Origin of the sequence: Nonomuraea sp. NPDC047897, assembly GCF_043204415.1 — a bacterium.
Lineage (GTDB): Bacteria > Actinomycetota > Actinomycetes > Streptosporangiales > Streptosporangiaceae > Nonomuraea.
In genome coordinates, this window is the sequence record NZ_JBIDCC010000002.1 from 130,948 (window position 1) to 151,715 (window position 20,768).

Here is a 20,768-nt window from a genome sequence, read left to right on the forward strand (position 1 = left end):
GAGGGGCGGGGCGCCAGCGCCTCGGCTTGGGCGCCGCCATCGTCCAGCCCGCGGCCGCCACCCCCCCCCCCCGCCGCCGCGCCGCGCGGCGGCCCCCCCCCCCCCCCCCCCCCCCGCCCGAAGGCCAGGTGGCCGCTCGTCGCCCTGCTGGGCGTGCTGTCGCTGCTGACCGTCAGCCCGTTCGTGGCCATGGTGGTCGTCGCGCTGTCGCCCGCCGGCCGGCCGACCGTGCCGGGGCAGTGGCCCGAATCGCTCACCCTGGACAACCTCACCCGGGTGCTGTCGTCCACCGGGTTCGCCTCGTGGACGGTCAACTCGCTGGTCTACTCCGCGGTGTCCGTGGTCGTCATCCTGCTCACCGCCTCCATGGCCGGCTACGCCTTCGCCAAGAAGCGGTTCCCCGGCCGGGACGCGATGTTCTGGACGTTCCTGGCGACCATGATGGTGCCGTTCCAGGCGACGCTCATCCCGACGTTCGTCCTGGTGAACGAGCTGGGCGGGGTGGACACGTTCTGGGGGCTGATCGTGCCGACGCTGGCCAACTCCCAGGCGGTCTTCCTGATGCGCCAGTTCATCCTCGGCCTGCCGGACGAGCTGTTCGACGCCGCCAAGGTGGACGGCGCCTCCGAGCTGCGGGTCTACTGGACGATCGTGGTGCCGCTGACCCGGCCCATCCTGGCCACGCTGGGGGTGTTCGTGTTCCTGTGGCACTGGAACGACTTCCTGTGGCCGCTGATCGTGGGCCAGAGCGACACCACGCGGACGCTCACCGTGGGGCTGACCACGCTGCGGACGGAGGAGATGCAACTGTCGGTGCTCATGGCGTCGGCGACCATCTCGGTGGTGCCCTGCCTGGTGGTGTTCTTCCTGCTCCAGCGCTACCTGGTCAACAGCATCGCGATGACCGGCCTCAAGTAGCCGGGCATGCTGGCCTAAGCTCTCTGGGATGCACATCTCGGCACAGAGTCTCCGGGACCGCCTGCGCGGCTCCCTGATCGCGGCCGCGGCCACCCCCATGACGGCGGACGGCGAGGTGGATCTCGACGTGGCCGCCCGCTACCTGGCCGGGCTGGTCGCCGACGGGGCCGGCGCCCTGGCGGTGCTGGCCCACACGGGCCGGGGACCGTTCCTGGCGCCGGAGGCCCGCGCGGGCGTGATCGAGCGGGCCGTGGCGCTCGGCGTCCCGGTGCTCGTCGGCGTGGGCGGTCACCCCGCCGCCCCACGCGCCGGCCGGACGGCCACCGAGGCAGCCATGGAGGCGGCCGCTGCGGAGGACGCGGCCGTCGAGGCGGCGGTGGAGCGGACGGTCGCCGAGGCGCGGGTGGCGGCCGGGCTGGGCGCGGCGGGCGTCCTGGTGTTCCCCGCGGCGGGCGACCGGGTGGCGCTGCACGACGCCGTCTGGCGGGCGTCCGGGCTGCCGATGGTCGCCTTCGACCTCTACACCAGGCCGTGCCCGCCGGACGTGCTCGCCGCGATCCTCGCCCACCAGGGCGTGGCCGCGCTCAAGACGGCCCTGCTCTCCGACGCGATGGGCTGCCAGCGCGCCATCGCGCTCGCCAGGCAGGCCGGCCGGCTGGCCATCACCGGCGAGGACCGCATGTTCGGCCCCTCCCTGCTGTGGGGCGCCGAGGCCGCGCTGGTGGGCATCGCCGCGGCCGGCGTGGAGATCACGGCCGCCGTGCTGGCCGCCTTCCGGGGCCGGGACCTGCGCGCGTTCGAGGAGGCGTCCGCCCGTCTCGACCGGCTCGCCGGGGCCACCTTCACCGAGCCCATGGAGGGGTACGTCCAGCGCATGCTGTGGCTGGCGGCGGCCGAGGGCCGCGTCCCCGGCGCGTACGCGCACGACCCGTACGGCCCGCCGCTGCCCGAGGCGGAACGCGCCGAGGTGGTCCGGCACCGGGGCCGCACCCGGGCGGACGGTCGGTGAGACCGAACACTGCCGGACGGTGGGCGGGCGGGCCCCGGGCCTGACGAGCGCGATGAGAGGCGTCAGGGGCGGCCGGAGATGGCGATGCGGACCAGGTTGCGGCCGCGCAGGCCGTACAGGGCGCGCCGCGAGGGGTCGAGGGCCAGCTTGGGCTCGCCGCCGAACCACTGGCCGGCCAGTCCCGTCACGATGGCCTTCGCCGTGAACGACCGCAGGTCGATCTTGTACACCTTGTCGCCGTCCGTGCAGTAGGCCACCCCGCCGGTGACGAACAGCTCAGCGCCCTTGGCGCCCACCTTGAGCGTCCTGGTGACCTTCCGGGCGCGCAGGTCGAACTCGAACACCTCGCCGGTGCTCGCCATGCCGTACAGCATGGTCTCGGCCCGGCCGAGCGCGAGGGAGGTGATGGAGCGCGCGCCCGGCACCGGTTCGAGCTGCCACAGCAGCCGGCGTCCGGTCAGGTCCCAGGCCGCAAGCCGGGCGGTGGTGGTGACCGGCGGCAGGCCCAGCCCCTCCTGGATGAGGGTGCCGAGGTAGGCCGTGCCGCGCCGGGTGACGACGGAGTAGACCGTCTGCCGCTCCACGGCGGGCCGGTACGTCTCCAGCTTCCCGGTGCGGGGGGAGTAGAGCGACAGCGCGCCGTTGATGTGGCCGGGCTCCGGCTGGGTGGGCATCACGATCAGCCCGGTGCGCGCGTCGTAGGCGAGGTCGCGCGGCCGGTCCTGCTGGTTGCCGGCCCGGGCGAGCAGCTTCGCCTCGGCCTGGCCGGGGCGGTGCGCGTACAGGGCGGCCTGGGTGTAGACGCCGATGTAGGTGGTGTCGCGCACGGTGAGCATGGTCTTCGGCTCGCCGGGGATGCCGAGCCGGGTGACCTTGCCGGTCGCCAGGTCGTGCACGTCGGCGCCGCTCTTGCCGCCGACGTAGACGCGCCCGCCGTCGGAGTGGACCGACATGGGCTCCTCGGGGGCGGCCCGGAAGCCGCGCTGGACCAGGTTGCGGTAGTCGGTCGTGCCCGTGGCCGGGTCGTAGACGAAGACCGCGCTGTCCTGCACGCCGTAGACGCGTCCCTGGTGGGCGAGGAGGCGGTGGGTGGCGGCCTCGAAGTACGGCACGCCGAGCACCTCAAGGCGGTCCTCGCCGATCGAGTAGCGGTAGAGGGTGCCGGTGGGGCGGCCGGCGAAGTAGACGTACCCGTCGTGGAGGAGGACCGAGACGATGTACTTCTCGCCCGGCGCGGTGGCCTTGACGAGTTTGTAGCGGGTGGGGTCGGCCTTGTCCAGGACGACGACCTCGGCGAGGGAGTTCATGCCGCCGGCGATGTGGGTGGCCGAGACGCTCATGCTCGACACCCAGTCGCGGTCGGCCAGCTCCGGCGGGAGCAGGTCGCGCCGCTCGCCGGTGGCGCGGTCGATCGCCACGAGATGGGCGTTCGCGCCGACGCCGGCGTAGACGTGCGTCTCGTCGGCCTGGATGCTGCGCACGTACGACTCGCCGGGGCTGGCCTCGCCCAGGTCGCGGCTCGTGCCGGTGGCCGGGTCGTACTCGCGGACCCGGCCGGGCTCCGAGGTGCCCAGGTAGATCTTCCCGTCGGGGGAGGCGGCCATGGTCCAGATGAAGTGGTCGGGGTACTCGGCGACCTTCGTCACCGTGCCCGCCACGGTGTCGATCTTGTAGAGGTCGGAGCGGGCGTGCGTGCCGGCGTAGACGTCGGTGCCGGCCCGGCACATCGCCCAGATGCCGATGCCCGTCGGGATGTCGAAATGGGTCGTGACCGAATCCTTGGACAGGTCGTACGCGCCGACGACGTTGGGCGACAGGCCGCGCGATCCGGCGTAGAGGACGTCGCCCACGATCTCGGCGTTGCCGAGTGGGCTGGCGACGCTGGCGGGGCCCAGGTCGGTGACGGTCCCCTCTGCGTGCGAGGCCTGTGCGGCGGCCTGTGCGGCGGCGGCCTGCGCGGTGGCGGGGGAGAGGGCGGCGGGCAGGGTGGCGGCCACCGTGGTGGTGGCCGCCGCCTGCAGGAATCGACGGCGGGGGATCATGTGCGGCTCCCTGGTGAAGTTTGCCGCACGCTATAACGGGCCCGTCCGTAATGTCTAGATCCCGAACAGGCCGGCCGCGTTGCGCCATGCGACCCGCTCGGCCGCCTCGGGGGACAGTCCCGCCGCCGCCACCGCGCCGAAGGCCGACGACGGATCGATGAGCGTGGCGTCCGTGCCGAACAGCAGCCGGCGCCCGTCCACGGCCGCCGCCACCTCGGCGATGCGCCCGGCGGGGGCGTGCGACCAGCACGGTTCGAGGTAGAGCCGGTCGCACCCGGCGGCGGCCTCGATGGCGTAGCGGAAACCGTCGGCGCCCATGTGCCCGGCGATCACCCGCAGCCCCGGCGTGTCCAGACACACCTGGGCCAGGTCCAGCACGGAGGCGCCCCAGGTGTGCACGAGCGCCGGGCAGCCGGCCTCGGCGACGAGCGCCAGGGCCTCCCGGAGCTGCGGCGAGGTGACGGGTGACCCCGTGTAGTCGGTGTGGATCTTCACGCCGACGAACCGGCCGGTGGGCAGGTACGCGTCCAGGTCGCGGGCCGCCTCGCGCAACCGGCGCGGGTTGACCGTGACGTAGCCGAGCAGGCGGTCCTGCCCCTCCAGCACCCGGGCGAGGGCCCGGTTGCCGACGGGGGCGTCGTAGATGACCGCCTCGGTGGCCGAGATGACGGCCCGGTCGATGCCGTAGCGGTCCATGACGGCCAGGTTCGCCTCGGCCACGTCCATGGTGAAGAACCACGGCCCCCAGTGGGCGTGCACATCGATGATCATGAGAGCAGCCTCCGGGCGTTGCCGCCGGCCACCGCCGCGACCTCGTCGGGCTTCAGTCCGCCGGTGGCCAGGCGCAGCAGGGGGACGAGCGGTTCGCAGTGCGGGGCGCGCGAGCCGTACAGCAGGCGGTCGGCGCCGGCCTCCGCCGCCACGGTCTCCAGCGCGTCGGGGGAGTTGAGCAGCCGGGTGGAGGTGTGGAACCCCGGCTCGTCGGCGGCCGCCACCAGGAAGTCGCCCAGATGGTAGAAGTGCGTGTCGAGGAAGACCACGCGGGCGCCGATCCCCGCGAACGGCCGCCAGAACCTGCGCACGTCACCCCCGGTGAGCACGGTCAGGCCCAGCGCCGTCGCGCGGCGCGCGACGTGCCGGACGGACGGGAAGCCGGCCTCCACGCCCTGCTCCTCGGGGAAGAGCCGGACCGCCCGGGTGCCCTGCGCCGCCAGCCGCTCCAGCTCGCGCGCCGCCCGGATCGGGTCGCGCAGGTCCACCGCGCCCACCGGGACGAACGCCGACCCCTCCGCCCGGAGCGCGCGCAGCGCCAGCGCCTCGTCGTTGCCGCTGCGGACGTCGAACAGGGCCGCGCGCAGGCTCGCCGCCGCGCCCGCCCGGATCCGGTGCCGGGCCAGCGTGGCGAGCACCTGGCCGGGCGCGCCTGGCGGGCCGTCGCGATCCGGATAGGCGCCCACGAGCACGTCCACGTCGAGCGTCACCTCCAGGTCCCCGATCAGCCTCCACGCGTCGAACGCCGTGCCGGTCCCATCCCTTGTCGTCATGCGCGCCATCATGCCATTGACGTACCGCGCTCATAAAGTTACGGTCTGGACCTAAATCGAACGGAAATGAACGCGAGGTGCTCGGCATGCTCCGACGTGTCCTGGCCGCCGTGGCCGGGCTGCTCCCCGCCCTCCTCACCGCCCCCGCCGCACAGGCCGCCGCCACCTGCGCCGAACCGGCCGTACGCACGTACGGCCCGGCCTCGGTCACCGGGGCCATCGTCGGCTCGGCCGTGCACGACGGGCGCGCCTACGTCGTGACCCGCGGCCCGAAGCCGCCCGTGCTCGCCGAACTCGACCTGAGCACCCGCAAGGTGATCAGGAGTGTCACCCTCCCCGACGGCCCGGCCACGGGCGAGCCGGAGGGAGGCTGGGGCGTCGCCGTCTCCGGCGGCAAGGTGTACGTCGGCACCTACCCGGTGCCCGACCTCTACAGCTTCGACATCGCCACCGGCGAGGTGCGCCACCTGCACTCCTTCGGCCGCAACGGCGGTTACGTGTGGAGCCTGGCCGCCGCCCCCGACGGCACCCTCTACGCGGGCACCTATCCCGGCGGCCGGGTCTTCGAGTACGTCCCCGCCACTGGCGCGGTCCGTGACTTCGGCGTGCTCGCCCAGGGCGAGCGGTACGCGCGCGCGGTCGCCGCCGACGCCGGACACGTCTACGCGGGCCTGCTCGACAAGGCGAAGCTGGTGCGGATCGACCGGGCCAGCGGCGCCGTCCAGGAACTGGCGACCGCCCCCACCGGCGTGGGCGTCGTCACCCTGCACGGCGACCGCGTGCTCGCGGCCGCCGGAGGCGAGCTGATCGACGTGCGCAAGGACGGCTCCGACCCCCGGCGGGTCAGGCTCGACTCGGGCAGCCTCGACGCGCTGGCCGTCGCGGCCGACGGCACCGTCTACGCCACCTCCCGACCGGACGGCGCCGTCCACCGGTACCGGACCGGTGACACCGCGCTCACCAAGGTCGCCGAAGCGCCCGCGCCCGGCGACGAGACCCGGCTGATCCATCCGGCCGGCGAGCACGCCCTCATCGGCTTCGCGGGCAGCGGCGGCGTGTGGACGCTTGACCCGCGCACCGGCGCGTCGGAGTTCACGGACCTGCTCGACGCGGGGCTGCCCGCCGGCACCGAGCGGCCGCAGAGCATGCTCCTCGTCCCCAACCGGGCCGTGTACGTCGGCGGCCACTTCTCGATGGAGGTCCGCGACCTGCGCACCGGCGACAAGCGGCGGTTCAGGGTGCCGGGCGAGCCCAAGGACCTGGTGCGGCGGGGCGACAAGATCTACGCCGCCATGTACCCCAGTGGACAGATCATCTCCATCGACCTGCACACCGACGAGGTGCGCGGCGTGGCGTTCCTGGGACACGGCCAGCAGCGGCCGTGGGACATCGAGTACGACCCGGTAACCGACAAGCTGCTGGTGGCCAGCGCCCCGCTCGGGGCGAACCTCAAGGGGGCCCTGTCGGTGGTGGACCCCGACACCGGCGCCGCCGACGTCTATGTGGACGTCATCCCCGACCAGAGCCTCATGAGCCTCTCGCTCGACGCGAAGCGGGGCGTGGTCTACCTGGGCGGTGACGTGCTCGGCGGCGGCGGTGTCCCGCCCGTGCACACGACCGCCTCGGTCGCGGCCTTCGACCTCAGGTCGCGCAAGGTGCTCTGGCGGGTGGAGCCGATGCCCGGCCACCGCACGTTCCAGGACATCAAGGTGCACGGCAACCTGCTGTACGGCGTCTACAAGCGAGACTCCGGCGCCTGGATGGCCATGGACCTGACCACCCGCAAGGTGGTGCGCCAGGGCATGATCGCCGGGTACGGCGAGCTGACCGTCCACCGGGGCAAGGTCTTCACCTCCGTCTTCCGCGGCGGTGGCAACGCCTACGTGCTGGGCGTCGAGGCCAAGCTGCTGGCCACCGGCCTCGGTGACGAGTGGTACACCAATCCCCAGCTCCACTTCGAGCCGGGCAGCTGGAACGCCTGGGCGCTCGTCGGCCGCGACCTCGCCAAGATCCGGCTGGACCCGGCCTGCCCGCCCTTGACCGTCTCACCGGCCAGCAACTAGATTTCGGTCTGTGCCGAAATTCGTGATCGATGCCCACCGGCTGATCGGCCCCGTCCCGTTCGACGACCTGCCCGCCGACCCGCGGGCCGAGATGGACCGGCTGGGCATCGACCGCGCCTGCGTGACGCACGCGCTCAGCCTCTACTCCGACCCGCAGGCCGGCAACGACGCCCTCCTGCGGCTGGCCGACCCCCGGCTCGTGCCGGTGCCCGTGGTGGTGCCGGGCGTGCCGGGGGCGTCCGCCCCGTCGGCCCCCGCCGAGGTGCTGGAGTGGGGCGTCCGGCTAATCAGGCTCTGCCCGCAGCGGCACCGCTTCGACCTCACCGGGCCCGTGGCGCTGCGCTGGCTGGCGGAGCTGGGCCTGCCCGTCGCGATCGATCTGGACGAGACCTCCCCGGCGGCGCTCCGCACGCTCGCCGAGCGGCTGCCCGGACTGCGCCTCCTCGTGCTCAACCCCGGCTACCGCGGGCTGCGGGCCCTCGCCGAGCTGATGGCCGCGAGCCCCGACGCGTGGGTGGAGATCGGCACCGTGAACACCCAGCGCGGCGTCGAGTGGCTGGCCGAGAGGTTCGGCGCCGGGCGGCTCGTGTTCGGCACCGGGGCGCCGGTGGCCGACGACTGCGGCCCGCGCTTCCTGCTCGACCACCTCGACCTGGAGCCGGCCGACGTCGAGCTGATCGCCGCCGGCTCGCTGGGCAGGCTGCTGTGACCCCCGGCCCGCCGGTGCTCGACGCGCACGGCCACATCGGCACCTGGCCCGACTTCCTCATCCCCGATCCGACCGCCGAGGGCCTGGTGGCCACGATGGACGCGATCGGCGTCACCGCCATGGGCGTCAGCCACCTGCTCGCCGTCGGCCCCGACGCCGAGACGGGCAACCGGCTGGCCATGGAGGCCGCCACGCGATTCCCGGGTCGGTTCGGCGTCTGGCAGGTCTACAACCCGCACCACCGCACACCCCTGACCCGCGACGGCGTGTGGGGGATCAAACTGCACCCCGACGTCCACCAGTGCCCGCTCGACGACCCCCGCTACGACCCCGTCTGGCGGCTCGGCCTGCCCGTCCTCGCCCACGGCCAGACCGACTCGCCGTGGAGCGACCCCGCCCTGTTCGCCGCCGTCGCCGCCCGCCATCCCGGCGTTCCCCTGCTCATGGGGCACACCGGGCTCTGGCCGTACGGGTTCGACCGCGCGGCCCGGCTGGCGGCCGGCCACCCCAACCTGTACCTGGAGGTATGCGGGTCCAAGATGACCGGCCGGTGGATCGCCCGGCTGGTCGCGACGGCCGGCGCCGAGCGGGTGGTGTTCGGCTCCGACGCGTGCTTCCTCGACCTGAGGACCGGTTACGGCCGCGTCGCCCTCGCCCCGCTCTCCGCCGCCGACCGGGCGCTCGTCCAGGGCGGCAACCTCGCCCGCATCCTCGGCCCGCGCATCCTCGACCTCAACCCAGGCTCCGCCACCCGAAGGGACATCCCGTGACCCTCGCCCTGCACGGCGGCACCCCCGTCCGCGCCGACCCGTGGCCCTCCTGGCCGCCGCCGCTCGACGCCGCGCAACGCAGGCTGGTCACCGAGGTGCTGGAGAGCGGCCTGTGGGGGGCCGCCCAGGGCGGCCGGGTGTCCGGTGAGCTCGCCGCCGCCTTCGCCCGCCGGTCCGGCGTGCCCTACGGGGTGCCGGTCGCCAACGGCACGCTCGGGCTGTTCGCCGCGCTGCGCGGGCTGGGGGTGGGGCCGGGCGACGAGGTGATCGTGCCGGCCTACACCTTCGTCGCCTCGGCCACCGCGGTGCTGCTCGCCGGCGCCACACCCGTGCTCGCCGACGTGGACCCGGCCGACCTGCACCTGTCGCCGGAGGCCGTACGCGCCGCGCTGACGGGCCGGACCGCGGCCCTCATGCCGGTCCACCTCGCCGGCAGCCCCGCCGACATGGACCCGCTCACCGCCCTGGCGGCCGAGCACGGCCTGGCGGTCGTCGAGGACGCCGCCCAGGCGCACGGCGCCGCCTACCGGGATCGGCCGGTCGGCGGCATCGGCGACGCGGGCGTCTACAGCTTCCAGTCGAGCAAGGCGATGACCGCGGGGGAGGGCGGGCTGATCGTCTGCCGGGACGAGGCGGTGCACGGGGCGATCTGGTCGGCGTGCAACGTCGGGCGCGACCTGGGCGGCCAGTGGTACGGCCATCCCTCCGTCGGCTGGAACCTCCGGCTGACCGACGTGCAGGCCGCCCTGCTGCTGCCGTGGCTGGACCGGCTCGACGGCGAGGTCGCCCGCCGGGAGGCCTTCTGCTCGGCCGTCGAACGCGAGCTGGCGCACCTGCCGGCAGGCGGCTCGGCCGGGGGTCCGCCGGTGACCGTGGTGCCCCGCCCGCCCGGCACCACCCGCGACTCCCGCCACCTGCTCATGCTGCGGGTAGACGCCTCCGTGGGACGTGACTTCCTGCTGGCCGCGATGGCCGCCGAGGGGGTGCCGCTGGACGCCGGATATCCGCCGCTGGGCACGATGGACGCGCTCACCGGCGCCGGGGCCCGCGCCGAGCCGTGCCCGGCCGCCGCCGAGGCCGCCCGGAGCGTGGTGTGGGTACGCCAGCCGATGCTCATGGACGATCCCGCCCGCGCCGCGGACATCGCCGAGGCCTTCGCCAAGGTGCTCGCCGCCTGACCGCCGCCTGACCGCCGCCTGACCGCCGAGGTGTGCCATGCCCGGGTGCGCCGCGGCGCCGGGAGGTCTGCTCAGCCGGAGGCCACGGCCCGCCAGGACGGCGTCGACGTAGTCCGGCCCTTGCCGGGTAAGGGCTATCCGAGCCGGCCGTGGTAGCGCAAGCTGAGGGCGCGACCTCGACAGAAGGAAGAACGATTCATGACCACCTTCCTGACACCACAACAGCGCGCCGACCGCACCTCCGCCGCCGTCGAGGCAGCCGTCGAGGCCGGGCGTGGGCTCGGCCTGACCGTCACCGAGCCCACGGTGCTCCACGACGTCTTCTCGGTCGTCGTCCAGCTGGCTCCCTCGCCGGTCGTGGCCCGGATCCCCACCGTTCTGCCTCGTCCGGACGACCTGGCCGCCCTCGCGCGCCGCCAGCAGGACGAACTGGATGTCACATGGTGGCTGGCCGACCGGAAGATTCCTGTGATCGCCCCAAGCCCGCTCGTGCCGCGCGAACCCGTGCAGCACGACGGGTTCTCGATGACGTTCTGGCCGTTCGTCGAGGAGGCCCGGGACAAGGAACCCGACTACGTCGCGAACGCCGAGAGCACCGCCGACCTGCACGCGGCACTGCGCGCCTACCCGGGCCACCGCCTGGAGTTCCTGTCGGCGGCCGACCCGCGGTTCATCGCGGGCAGCCTCGCCCTGCTCGACCAGCATCCCGACCTGATCGGAGCGGCCGAGCTCGACCGGGCCCGCCGCGAATGGCAGCTCCTCGAACCCCTCGTACGCTCACGCAGTGCCTTCGAGGCCCGGTTCCCCGGCGTCGGCCTCCAGCCCATCCACGGCGACTCCCCGCCCGCGAACATCTTCAACGCGGTGGACGGCGACCTCTACGCCGACTTCGAACTGGTCACGCTGGGGCCCGTCGAGTGGGACCTGGCCGCTCTCGGACCCGAACACCAAGCCGCCTACAACCGTGGCGCACGACGCAACGGCACGAGGCCGCTCGACGAGGAGGTCCTCGCCTTCGTCAACGCCTTGGGCATGCTGCGGGTCATCGCCACCCTCACGCTGGTCCCGCAGCTGCCCGAGCTGATGGAGTACCTCAAGCCCGCCGTCGACCAGTGGCAGACGACGCCCTTCGCCGGTGGCATGGACAGCTGACAGCCCGGACTCCCCGCCGGCTGACCTGTCCGGGCAGGTTCACGGTCATCGAGCGTCTTGCTCGGGCCTGCCGTGAAAAGTCCAAAGAAATCTACTTTGTAAAGGGCCGGCCTCGTGGCCGAGAAGGAGCGAGAAGGTGACGGCGGCGCGCCCCCCTACCCGGCGCCGGACGGGACGGGACGGCGCCCGTCGAGCACGAGGTCGGCCCGCTCGCGGGTGCCGTCCTCGGCGAACCAGGCGCGCTCGGCCTCGAACCAGACGCGCCACCGGTCCGCCAGGCCGGGGCCGTCGCGCCTGGTCACCCGCCGCAGCCGCAGCGCCTCCGGCGCCTCCACCCAGACGGCGAACGCCGTCAGCGCGGCGGCCCGCCTGCGGGCCGTCCCGACGCCCTCGACGATCAGCACCGGCGCGGCGGGGACCGGCACGACCTCCGCGTACGCGCCGCGCTCCCAGTCGTAACGGCGGAACGCGCCCGGCCGGCCGCGCCGCAGCGGCCGGAGCACCTGGTCCTCCAGCGCGCCGAACCACGGTCCGGGTCCGTCCTCCCATGGCACCGGGAAGTCGTCGCTGTGCACCACCTGGCAGCCGAGCGCCGCCGCCAGCCGGCCGGCGAACGTGGTCTTGCCGGACCCGGCCGGGCCGTCCACGGCGACGAGGCGGACGGGCCCGCATGACGGCGGGAGCGCCAGGATGCGGTCGGCAAGTGCTTGCACGCACCCAGGCTAGGGGACATGCCGGGGAAGGGGGAGAATGTCCTTCCCCGCGAACCAGGCTGGAGGACGACCGTGCCCGGACCTCTTGGTGACATCGTGGTGCTGGACCTGTCGAGGGCGCTCGCCGGGCCCCACGCGGCCCAGATGCTGGGCGATCTCGGGGCACGAGTGATCAAGGTGGAGCATCCGGACGGGGGTGACGAGTCGCGCGGGTGGGGACCGCCTTTCGTCGGGCCAGATCACGACATATCCACCTACTTCCTGGCGGCCAACCGCAACAAGCAGTCCATCGCCGTCGACCTGAAGTCCCCCGGAGGCAGGCGGCTCGTCGAGCGGCTCGTCCGGCAGAGCGACGTGCTGGTCGAGAACTTCCGCACCGGCGTCCTCGACCGGCTGGGCTTCCCCGTCGACCGCCTGCACGCGCTCAACCCGCGCCTCGTCATCCTGTCGATCACCGGGTTCGGCCATGACGGCCCGGAGGGCGGCCGGCCCGGTTACGACCAGATCGCGCAGGGCGAGGCCGGCCTCATGTCGCTCACCGGCCCCTCGCGCGACGAGCCGTACCGGGTGGGCGCCTCGATCGCCGACCTGCTCGCCGGCATCCACGGCGCGTACGGCGTCGCCGCCGCCCTCTACGAGCGCGAACGCACCGGCCACGGACGGGTGGTCCGCACCTCCCTGCTGGCCGCGGTGACCGGCGTGCACTCCTACCACGGCACCGCCTGGACCGTGGCCGGGCAGGTGCCGGGGGCCAACGGCAACCACCACGCCTCGATCGCCCCCTACGGGGCGTTCCACTGCGCCGACGGCCTGCTGCAGATCGCCGTGGCCAACGAGGGCCAGTGGCGCAGGACCGCCGCGCTGCTCGGCATCGACCCCGGCGCGCCGCGCTACGCGACCAACCGCGACCGGTTCGCCCACCGCGAGGAGCTGATCGCCGACATGGAGAAGGCGCTGGCCGCCCACGGTCGCGACCACTGGCTGGCCCGGCTGGGCGAGGCGGGCGTGCCCGCGGGGGCGATCCGCTCGCTGGACGAGGTCTACTCCTGGGAGCAGACGCGTTCGCAGGGGCTGGTCGTGGAGGTGGACCATCCGGTGCTGGGCCGGATCGAGCTACCGGGCCCGCCGCTGCGCTTCGACGGGGTCGCCGGGACGGCGCACACGGCGCCGCCGTCACTCGGCCAGGACGGCGACGCGGTGCTCGCCTGGCTCGAAGCGCGAGAGAGATGATCGGCATTTCATGGCACCGGCCGGTGCGTTCGTGCGTCAACATTGCAGCACCGCATGACAGTAAGGAGCACTGGTGAGCCGACCGGACGCGCGCGCACTGATCGACACGGTCCTCGACAGGGGGTCGTGGAAGTCGTGGGACGCGCCCCCCGTCGACCCGGCCGTGCCCGGTTCCTCCTATGCCGAGGAGCTGGCCGCGGCGCGGGCCGAGTCGGGGTACGACGAAGCGGTCGTCACCGGTGAGGGGCTGCTCGACGGGCGCAGGGTCGCGGTCGTGGCCAGCGAGTTCTCGTTCATGGCCGGGTCGATCGGGGTGGCGGCGGCCGAGCGGATCACCCTGGCGGTGGAGCGGGCGGCCGCGGAGCGGCTGCCGTTGCTGGCCGCGCCCGCCTCCGGCGGCACGCGCATGCAGGAGGGCGCGACGGCGTTCGTGCAGATGGTGAAGATCACCGCGGCGGTGCAGGCGCACCGCGCGGCGGGTCTGCCGCACGTGGTGTACCTGCGCCATCCCACGACCGGCGGGGTGCTGGCGTCGTGGGGGTCGCTCGGGCACGTCACGGCGGCCGAGCCGGGCGCGCTCGTCGGGTTCCTCGGGCCCCGGGTGTTCGAGTCGCTGCACGGCTACCCGTTCCCGGAGGGGGTGCAGGTGGCCGAGAACCTCTACCGGCACGGTCTCATCGACGCCGTGGTGTCGGCCGCCGACGCGCGTGACGTGGCGATCCGGGCCCTTTCGGTGTTGCGCGCCGACACCAGCGGCCTGGAGCCGGGGGTGGCGCCCGAGGAGGACCTGCGGCCGGTCGAGGCGTGGGAGGCGATCACCCGGTCGCGACGCGACGACCGGCCGGGGGTCCGCAGCCTGCTCAAGCTGGCCGCCGCCGACGTCACCCCGCTCAACGGCACGGGGGTGGGGGAGAACGAGCCGGGGCTGCTGCTCGCGCTGGCCAGGTTCGGCGCCGCCCCGGCGGTGGTGCTGGGGCAGGACCGGCACCGGCAGCGGTCCAGCTCGCCGCTGGGTCCGGCGGGGCTGCGGGTGGCCAGGCGCGGCATGCGGCTGGCCGCCGAGCTGGGGCTGCCGCTGGTGACCGTGATCGACACGGCGGGGGCGGCGCTGTCGAAGGCGGCGGAGGAGGGCGGGCTGGCCGGCGAGATCGCCCGCTGCCTGGCCGACCTGGTGACTCTCCCGGCGCCGACCGTCTGCCTGCTGCTGGGGGAGGGCGCGGGTGGTGCGGCGCTGGCGCTGCTGCCGGCCGACCGGGTGCTGTGCGCGCAGCACGCGTGGCTGTCGCCGCTGCCGCCGGAGGGCGCCTCGGCGATCCTCTACCGGTCCACGGACTTCGCGCCGGAGATCGCCCAGGCGCAGGGGGTGCGGGCCACCGATCTGAGGCGTTCGGGGGTGGTGGACCGGGTCATCCCGGAGGTGCCCGACGCCGCCTACGAGCACCGGGCGTTCTGCGAGCGGGTGGGGCGGGCGCTGGAGTACGAGATCGCCGGGCTGCTCGGGCAGGACCGTGACACCCGCCTGGCCGCCCGCCAGGCCCGCTTCCGCACGCTCGGCCTCCCCTGACAGCCCCCGCGCGGAACGCGCTCAGGGGACGGGGACGCGTTCGACGCGGAGGGACACGACCTCCTCGCGCGGCACCACGACCTCGTAGGCGCCGTGGTCGACCATCCAGTAGCCGAGCGCCTCGGCCTTCATCCCGCTGTGGCCGAGGTAGGCGATGTGCAGGCCGTCCTCGTCCTCGTCGAGCACGACGCACGGCTCGCCGCCGAACGCGCCGACGGTGCGGACCAGCGTCAGCCACTCCAGCTCCGCGCGGCGCACCGTGCGCCGCCAGTAGCCGGACGCCTGCTCGAACCCGTCGAGCTCCTCCTCGCTGAACAGCACGACCTCGTCGCTGTCGGGGCCGAGCGCGGCGGGCAGGGTGCGCTCGCCGTAGCGGGCGACGAAACCGGAGGCCACGGGGGTCAGGTCGGCGTTCATGCGGCCTGCCGCCAGGTGAGCCCGTCGTAGGAGGCGAACGGCCGCTCGCCCGCCGCGGTGACGTGCACGATCTCGGCGCCGGCGGGGATCGGCATCGGCACGGTGTGGAACTGCGGCACCGCGTGCTGGGCCGAGCTGGTGAACCCGTTGCCGGCGAACGGCGCCACATCGCTCCAGTCGCCGCCCATGTGCGGCCCGTACGGCACCACGTAGGTGTCGACGTCGCGGGTGTGCCAGCGCAGGACGTACAGCTCGGGCACGTCGGCCGTCAGCTCCGAGCCGTCGAACGACAGGTCGAGGCCGAAGTAGAGGTCACGGGGGGTGGTCAGCCGCTCGCAGTCCTGCACCCGGTAGACGTAGCCGGAGATGACCGTGCGCTTGCCCGAGAGATAGGGCACGAGCAGACGCGGCGGGACCACTTTCTGCATCTGCGTTCTGCTCACGCTTCCCACTTTACGATCTGTTGACCCCTAGTACGCGATGTTCGAGGCAGGGCAGGGTGGCGCGGGCGGCGGCGGTCGCCTCGTGGTCCAGTTGGACGACCTGCACGCCGGGGGCGGTGCCCAGGTCGGCGCGGACGACACCGAGCGGGTCGACCAGCATGCTGCGGCCGACGCCGAACCCGTCGGAGGACTCGGCGGGGTTGGGCGCCTGGCCGACTGCGGCGGTCCACGTGGTGTTCTCCAGGGCGCGGGCCCGGACGAGGGTGACCCAGTGGTCCTCCTTGAGCGGCCCGGAGCCCCAGGCGGCGATCACCGCGAACAGCTCGGCGCCCCGGTCGACGAGCGCCCGGGTCAGCTCGGGGAAACGCACGTCGTAGCAGGTGACCAGGCCGACGCGGAGCCCGGCCAGCTCGACGACGACGGGCTCGGCGCCGGGCGCGACCAGCTCCGACTCCTTCGCGCCGAACGAGTCGAACAGGTGGATCTTGTGGTAGGCGGCGCGCAGCTCGCCGGAGGCGTCGAGCGCCACGGCCGTGTTGCGCACGCGGCCCGGGCGGTCTCCGGGGCCGAACACCCCGGCGATCACGGCCGTGTGGTGCTCGCGGGCGGCCTCGGCCAGGCCGGACACGAACGGCCCGTCGAGCGGCTCGGCCAGGTCGGTGATGTGCCGGCCGTAGCGGGTGAGCGTCGCCTCGGGGAAGATCGCCAGGTCTGCGCCGGCTGCCTTGGCGAGCGCCTCGCGGACCCGCTTGAGGTTGGCCGCCGGATCAGGAGAGACCGGGATCTGGCAGAGGGCGATTGTGGTCACGGCCCGACTCTAGCCGGTTCGGCACCGGCCTGAACCAGGTCAGGCACCGCCAGACCCACTCCAGCGGGCCGTACCGGTGCCTCGCCAGCCACCACCGGCCGGCCTCCGCCTGCGCCACCAGGGTGACCGCCGCGATGACGGGGACGGACCAGCGGGTGGGGTCGGCGTGCAGGAGCCCCCCGGTGAGCACGATGACGACCGTGCCGGTGACGTAGTTGGTCAGCGCCATCCTGCCGAGCGGCTCCAGCGCCGTCGAGATCGGCCCCGCCCAGCGGGAGCGGAGCAGCAGCAGCATCCCGGTGATGAAGGCGGCGGCTCCGGCGAGCGCGGCGAGCCGGTAGACGACTCCGCCGCCGGCCGTCTCGTAGGCGGCGGTGAGCAGCACGGCGGCCACGGCGCTCACGGCGAAGCCGGGCCACAGCAGCCGCGGGGACGGCCGCATCTGCATCAGGGCCATGCCGATCAGGAACAGGCCGGGGATGAGGAGCAGCGCGGACCTGTCCTGTCCCAGCGCCCAGCCGACCACCGCGATGCCCAGCACGAGGACGGGCGGCCCGCTCGACAGGAACGACGCGGGCAGCAGCACCAGCAGCCCGTAGAAGGCGTAGTCGGTGAGCACCTCGCCCTCGTAGAAGGTGTGCTGCACGATGCCGATCCAGAACAGCCAGAACAGCCGGGGGAGCAGCATCCACCGGCCCGCCCGCTCCAGGAACAGCACGAAGCTGATCCCGAACAGCAGCGAGAAGATGGGGTAGAACCGGCCCTGGACCATGGCCTGCATCGTCCAGTCGAGGCCGTTGCGGGCGTCGGCCGGCACGCCGTTCACCGCGTGCTGCCAGGTGTTGACCAGCATGATGCCGCCCACCGCGAAACCGCGGAGGGCGTCCAGCTCGCGAATGCGCGTCTTGGCCACCAGACGAACCACCCTACGGCGAAACGTCCCGGCGGACGGCCGGGTCACCAGGGGACGAGCCTAATAGTCTGAGGTCGTGAACGATGCACTTGTGGCGCGCATGCGCGTGTTCGGCACCACGATCTTCGCGGAGATGAGCGCGCTGGCCGCCCGGACCGGTGCGATCAACCTCGGTCAGGGGTTCCCCGACACAGACGGGCCGCAGGCGATGCTCGACGAGGCGGTGCGGGCCATCCGGGCGGGCGCCAACCAGTATCCGCCGGGCCCGGGGGTGCCGGAGCTGCGCCGGGCGGTCGCCGAGCACCGGCGGGCGCACTACGGGCTCGACTACGCGCCCGACGGCGAGGTGCTGGTGACGGTCGGCGCCACCGAGGCGATCGCGGCCGCCGTGCTGGCGCTGTGCGAGCCGGGTGACGAGGTGATCGCCTTCGAGCCGTACTACGACTCCTACGCCGCCTCGGTCGCGCTCTCCCAGGCGGAGCTGGTGGCGGTGACGATGCGGCCGGTGGCGGGGCGGTTCACGTTCGACCCGGACGAGTTGCGGGCGGCCGTCACGCCACGGACCCGGGCGATCCTGGTCAACTCGCCGCACAACCCGACGGGCACGGTCTTCAGCCGCGAGGAGCTGGAGGTCGTCGCGGAGCTGTGCCGGGAGCGGGGGCTGATCGCGATCACCGACGAGGTGTACGAGCACCTGACGTTCGACGGGACGGAGCACGTGCCGCTGGCGACGCTGCCCGGCATGCGTGAGCGCACGGTGATGATCTCCTCGGCGGGCAAGACGTTCTCCGTGACCGGCTGGAAGACCGGCTGGGTGTGCGCGCCGGCGGAGCTGGTCGGGGCGGTGGCGACGGTCAAGCAGTTCACGACGTTCACCGCGGGCGCGCCCTGGCAACTGGCCGTCGCCCACGGCCTGCGGCACGAGCTGGCCTGGGTGGCGCGGCTGCGGGCGGAGCTGCAGGACAAACGGGACCGGCTGATGGAGGGGCTGGCGGCGGCCGGGTTCGACGTCCTGCGGCCGGCGGGCACCTACTTCGTGCAGACCGACATCCGGCCGCTGGGCTTCGCCGACGGGCTTGAGCTGACCCGGCGGCTGCCGGAGCTGGCGGGTGTGGTGGCCATCCCGACGCAGGTGTTCTACAGCCACGCGGAGCGGGGCAGGCAGTTCGTCCGGTTCGCGTTCTGCAAGAAGGACGAGGTGATCGACGAGGCGGTGGCGCGGCTGAAGCGGTTGTCGGCCTGACCTGTCCGCGGCTCCTTGGGCGCTATTCGGGCTGTTCGGGGCCTTTGCGGTCGCGGGTGCGGGAGTCGAGCGGGGCGAGTGCGGCTCCGGCCTCCTCGGGCTCGGCGCCCGTGGCCAGCATCAGGTCCACGACGATGGACCGTAGCTGCGCCACGATGACGTCGGCCGAGAAACCGAGCCGTTCGGGGCGCTGCCGCGCGGCGACGGCGGCGAGCGCCTGCCGGGCCAGTTCGGGTTCGCGGCCCGCGGCCAGTTCCAGGTGCAGCAGCAGGGCCGCCTCCGACACCTCGCGCAGCGACTCGGCGAGCGAGGCGGACGGCGGGTCGGCCTCGCCGAGTGCCGCCAGGGTGCGGCGGGCCAGCACGCGCGCGTTGCGCATCGCGTGGTCCATCGGCACGGCGGCCCGCTCGTAACGGGCGAGCCGGGGGCGGCGGTGCCAGTGCAGGGGCGAGATCGTGGCGATCTCCTTGCCGGTGGCGAGCGCCTGCTGGAACTCCTCGATGGCGTGCTGCGTGCCGCGCGCCTCCTCCAGCGCCTCGGCCGCGAGGTCGGCGTCGCGTGACTCGATCGCCTGCGCGGCCCGTTCGAGGACCGTGGACAGGGCGTCGAGCACGGTGGAGGCGTGCCGGGCGGCGAGGTAGAACGGGCTGGCGGGCAGCAGCGCGACGGCGGCGATGGCGACGAGGCCGCCGGTGAGGGCGTCGAGCATCCGGTCGAGCCCGCCGGAGTCGTCGCCGGGCAGCAGCGCGGCGACGAGCACCGCCGACGAGCCCGCCTGCCCGACGAACAGCGCGCCGCCGTCCAGGAGCACGGCCGTGGTCATGGCCAGGGCGACCACGAGCGCGATCTGCCACGGGCCGGACCCGATCCAGGCCACGAGCAGGTCGCCGACGCCGACGCCGAGACTCACCCCGACGACCAGTTCGGCCACCCGGCGCAGCCGCTGCCCCAGGCCCACGCCGAGGCCGATCAGCACCGCGATCGGGGCGAAGAACGGGCGCGAGTGGCCGAGCACGTTGACGGCGATGGTCCAGGCGAGGCCGGCGCCGACGGCGGCCTGCGCGATCGACGGCGCGACGACCGCGAACGCCTCCCGCCGTGCCCGCGCGTGCTCGCCGAGCCTGGTCCTCACTCCTCCACCCTGTCCGATCCGGGTGACATTACGGTCAAGCCACACACCCGTGAATCCTTTCCCCGAATTCGCCGGGTGATCCGCTCGCCGCCTGCCGTACGTCCCACTGACCCCATTGTCGTGCGCGTGGAGACAAGTGGAGACAAGGAGCCGGGAGGGCTGTTCCGCGTCTGCCTCAGCTGACGCCCGCGCCCGCGCCTCTGCCGGTGCCCGTGGCGGTGCCCGCGCCCGTGTCGGTGAGGAAGTCGTCCACGGCCCGCAGGAACGCCCTGCGGTCACCGACGTGGATGAGATGGCCGACCTCGATCGTGACCAGCCGCGCGCCGGGGATCAGCTCGGCGAGCCGTTCGGAGCGGAACGGGCTGGCCGAGCCGCCCGACAGCACCAGCGTCGGCACCTCCAGCCGCCGCAGCGCCTCGGCCCAGGCCGGGTCCGGCCGGACGAGCTGCCGTTCGGTCTCGTGCATCATCCGCCAGTCGAAGTGCGTGGAGCCGTCCTCCACCAGCGGTGGCCGCCCCTCCAGCGGATACGGCGGCGGGGCGTCCTCCAGCACCAGCCGCTCCACCCGGTCCGGATGGCGTACGGCCAGCACGCAGGCGACCACGCCGCCCAGGGAGTGGCCCACCACCGTGGCCCGGTCGAGGCCGAGGTGGTCGAGGAGGGCGGCGACGTCACCGGCCATGTCGGGCAGCAGGTAGCCGTCCGGACGTCCGCTGGCGCCGTGCCCGCGCAGGTCCGGCACGATGACGTGGTGGCGGGCGGCGAAGTGCTGGGTGACGCCGTTCCAGTCGTTGTGGTCGGCGGTGCGGCCGTGCAGCAGCACCATCGGGGGCGCCGCGGCGTCCCCCTCCGCACGGAAGGTGAGACTGATCCCGTTGACGTCCGCTGCGTGAATCACGTCCGCACCCTACCCGGCCCCG

The 20,768-nt window shown here is 73.8% G+C and carries 20 protein-coding genes; 10 read left to right on the top strand and 10 right to left on the bottom strand.

The features are described 5' to 3' along the window. Positions 1 to 153 precede the first annotated feature (153 nt). Together ACGF0J_RS04025 and ACGF0J_RS04030 are read left to right on the top strand one after the other, a co-directional pair. Positions 154 to 918 carry a carbohydrate ABC transporter permease gene (locus ACGF0J_RS04025; RefSeq protein ID WP_393141950.1) on the top strand — a complete coding sequence of 255 codons (765 nt, stop codon included), beginning with the start codon at positions 154 to 156 and terminating at the stop codon, positions 916 to 918. A gap of 28 nt (positions 919 to 946) precedes the next feature. Next, on the top strand, positions 947 to 1,927 hold the full coding sequence (locus tag ACGF0J_RS04030; protein ID WP_393141951.1) for a dihydrodipicolinate synthase family protein: 981 nt from the start codon (positions 947 to 949) through the stop codon (positions 1,925 to 1,927). A gap of 62 nt (positions 1,928 to 1,989) precedes the next feature. On the opposite strand, the gene ACGF0J_RS04035 is transcribed toward ACGF0J_RS04030, so the two are convergent. From ACGF0J_RS04035 to ACGF0J_RS04045, 3 genes are read right to left on the bottom strand one after another with little or no spacing between them, the layout of a single operon-like run. Continuing rightward, positions 1,990 to 3,969: a hypothetical protein gene (locus tag ACGF0J_RS04035; RefSeq protein ID WP_393141952.1), complete on the bottom strand. Its 1,980-nt coding sequence runs from the start codon at positions 3,967 to 3,969 to the stop codon at positions 1,990 to 1,992. Positions 3,970 to 4,023: 54 nt separating this feature from the next. Beyond that, positions 4,024 to 4,740: an amidohydrolase family protein gene (locus tag ACGF0J_RS04040; RefSeq protein ID WP_393141953.1), complete on the bottom strand. Its 717-nt coding sequence runs from the start codon at positions 4,738 to 4,740 to the stop codon at positions 4,024 to 4,026. Further along, positions 4,737 to 5,513, bottom strand: a complete 777-nt coding sequence (locus tag ACGF0J_RS04045; RefSeq protein ID WP_393141954.1) for an amidohydrolase family protein — start codon at positions 5,511 to 5,513, stop codon at positions 4,737 to 4,739. Before ACGF0J_RS04045 ends, ACGF0J_RS04040 begins: the two co-directional genes overlap by 4 nt. Before the next feature lie 86 nt (positions 5,514 to 5,599). Between ACGF0J_RS04045 and ACGF0J_RS04050 the strand changes: the two genes are divergently transcribed. The 5 genes from ACGF0J_RS04050 (at position 5,600) to ACGF0J_RS04070 (ending at position 11,385) form a co-directional block, all read left to right on the top strand. Then, entirely contained in the window at positions 5,600 to 7,576 is a 1,977-nt protein-coding gene (locus ACGF0J_RS04050; RefSeq protein WP_393141955.1) for a PQQ-binding-like beta-propeller repeat protein, read from the top strand. 10 nt (positions 7,577 to 7,586) lie between these two features. Continuing rightward, positions 7,587 to 8,285, top strand: a complete 699-nt coding sequence (locus tag ACGF0J_RS04055; RefSeq protein WP_393141956.1) for an amidohydrolase family protein — start codon at positions 7,587 to 7,589, stop codon at positions 8,283 to 8,285. Then, positions 8,282 to 9,055 (top strand): amidohydrolase family protein, encoded by a 774-nt coding sequence (locus ACGF0J_RS04060; RefSeq protein ID WP_393141957.1) that lies wholly within the window; start codon positions 8,282 to 8,284, stop codon positions 9,053 to 9,055. Before ACGF0J_RS04055 ends, ACGF0J_RS04060 begins: the two co-directional genes overlap by 4 nt. Then, complete coding sequence (locus ACGF0J_RS04065) at positions 9,052 to 10,233, top strand: DegT/DnrJ/EryC1/StrS family aminotransferase (protein ID WP_393141958.1); 1,182 nt, start codon at positions 9,052 to 9,054, stop codon at positions 10,231 to 10,233. The genes ACGF0J_RS04060 and ACGF0J_RS04065 overlap by 4 nt, the downstream gene beginning before the upstream one ends. 198 nt (positions 10,234 to 10,431) lie before the next feature. Further along, positions 10,432 to 11,385, top strand: coding sequence for an aminoglycoside phosphotransferase family protein (locus tag ACGF0J_RS04070; RefSeq protein ID WP_393141959.1), 954 nt, complete (start codon positions 10,432 to 10,434; stop codon positions 11,383 to 11,385). 155 nt (positions 11,386 to 11,540) lie between these two features. On the opposite strand, the gene ACGF0J_RS04075 is transcribed toward ACGF0J_RS04070, so the two are convergent. After that, positions 11,541 to 12,098: a uridine kinase gene (locus ACGF0J_RS04075; RefSeq protein ID WP_393141960.1), complete on the bottom strand. Its 558-nt coding sequence runs from the start codon at positions 12,096 to 12,098 to the stop codon at positions 11,541 to 11,543. Positions 12,099 to 12,170: 72 nt separating this feature from the next. Here ACGF0J_RS04075 and ACGF0J_RS04080 point away from each other — a divergent pair, with 72 nt between their 5' ends. Then, positions 12,171 to 13,328, top strand: coding sequence for a CaiB/BaiF CoA transferase family protein (locus ACGF0J_RS04080; protein ID WP_393141961.1), 1,158 nt, complete (start codon positions 12,171 to 12,173; stop codon positions 13,326 to 13,328). Between the two features lie 73 nt (positions 13,329 to 13,401). Further along, positions 13,402 to 14,892, top strand: coding sequence for a carboxyl transferase domain-containing protein (locus tag ACGF0J_RS04085; protein ID WP_393141962.1), 1,491 nt, complete (start codon positions 13,402 to 13,404; stop codon positions 14,890 to 14,892). 21 nt (positions 14,893 to 14,913) lie between these two features. On the opposite strand, the gene ACGF0J_RS04090 is transcribed toward ACGF0J_RS04085, so the two are convergent. From ACGF0J_RS04090 to ACGF0J_RS04105, 4 genes are read right to left on the bottom strand one after another with little or no spacing between them, the layout of a single operon-like run. Continuing rightward, complete coding sequence (locus ACGF0J_RS04090; RefSeq protein WP_393141963.1) at positions 14,914 to 15,309, bottom strand: hypothetical protein; 396 nt, start codon at positions 15,307 to 15,309, stop codon at positions 14,914 to 14,916. Continuing rightward, the gene (locus ACGF0J_RS04095; protein WP_393141964.1) at positions 15,306 to 15,752 is read right to left on the bottom strand and encodes a hypothetical protein; all 447 of its coding nucleotides are present in this window, start codon (positions 15,750 to 15,752) and stop codon (positions 15,306 to 15,308) included. The genes ACGF0J_RS04090 and ACGF0J_RS04095 overlap by 4 nt, the downstream gene beginning before the upstream one ends. A 10-nt stretch (positions 15,753 to 15,762) precedes the next feature. After that, positions 15,763 to 16,560 carry a carbon-nitrogen hydrolase family protein gene (locus ACGF0J_RS04100; protein ID WP_393141965.1) on the bottom strand — a complete coding sequence of 266 codons (798 nt, stop codon included), beginning with the start codon at positions 16,558 to 16,560 and terminating at the stop codon, positions 15,763 to 15,765. Beyond that, complete coding sequence (locus ACGF0J_RS04105) at positions 16,520 to 17,473, bottom strand: DUF418 domain-containing protein (RefSeq protein ID WP_393141966.1); 954 nt, start codon at positions 17,471 to 17,473, stop codon at positions 16,520 to 16,522. The genes ACGF0J_RS04100 and ACGF0J_RS04105 overlap by 41 nt, the downstream gene beginning before the upstream one ends. 76 nt (positions 17,474 to 17,549) lie before the next feature. Between ACGF0J_RS04105 and ACGF0J_RS04110 the strand changes: the two genes are divergently transcribed. Further along, positions 17,550 to 18,716, top strand: coding sequence for a pyridoxal phosphate-dependent aminotransferase (locus tag ACGF0J_RS04110; RefSeq protein WP_393141967.1), 1,167 nt, complete (start codon positions 17,550 to 17,552; stop codon positions 18,714 to 18,716). 22 nt (positions 18,717 to 18,738) lie between these two features. Here ACGF0J_RS04110 and ACGF0J_RS04115 read toward each other — a convergent pair whose 3' ends face one another. Both ACGF0J_RS04115 and ACGF0J_RS04120 read right to left on the bottom strand, forming a co-directional pair. Next, on the bottom strand, positions 18,739 to 19,848 hold the full coding sequence (locus ACGF0J_RS04115; protein WP_393141968.1) for an aromatic acid exporter family protein: 1,110 nt from the start codon (positions 19,846 to 19,848) through the stop codon (positions 18,739 to 18,741). A gap of 175 nt (positions 19,849 to 20,023) precedes the next feature. Further along, entirely contained in the window at positions 20,024 to 20,746 is a 723-nt protein-coding gene (locus ACGF0J_RS04120; protein ID WP_393141969.1) for an alpha/beta fold hydrolase, read from the bottom strand. Positions 20,747 to 20,768: the final 22 nt, after the last annotated feature.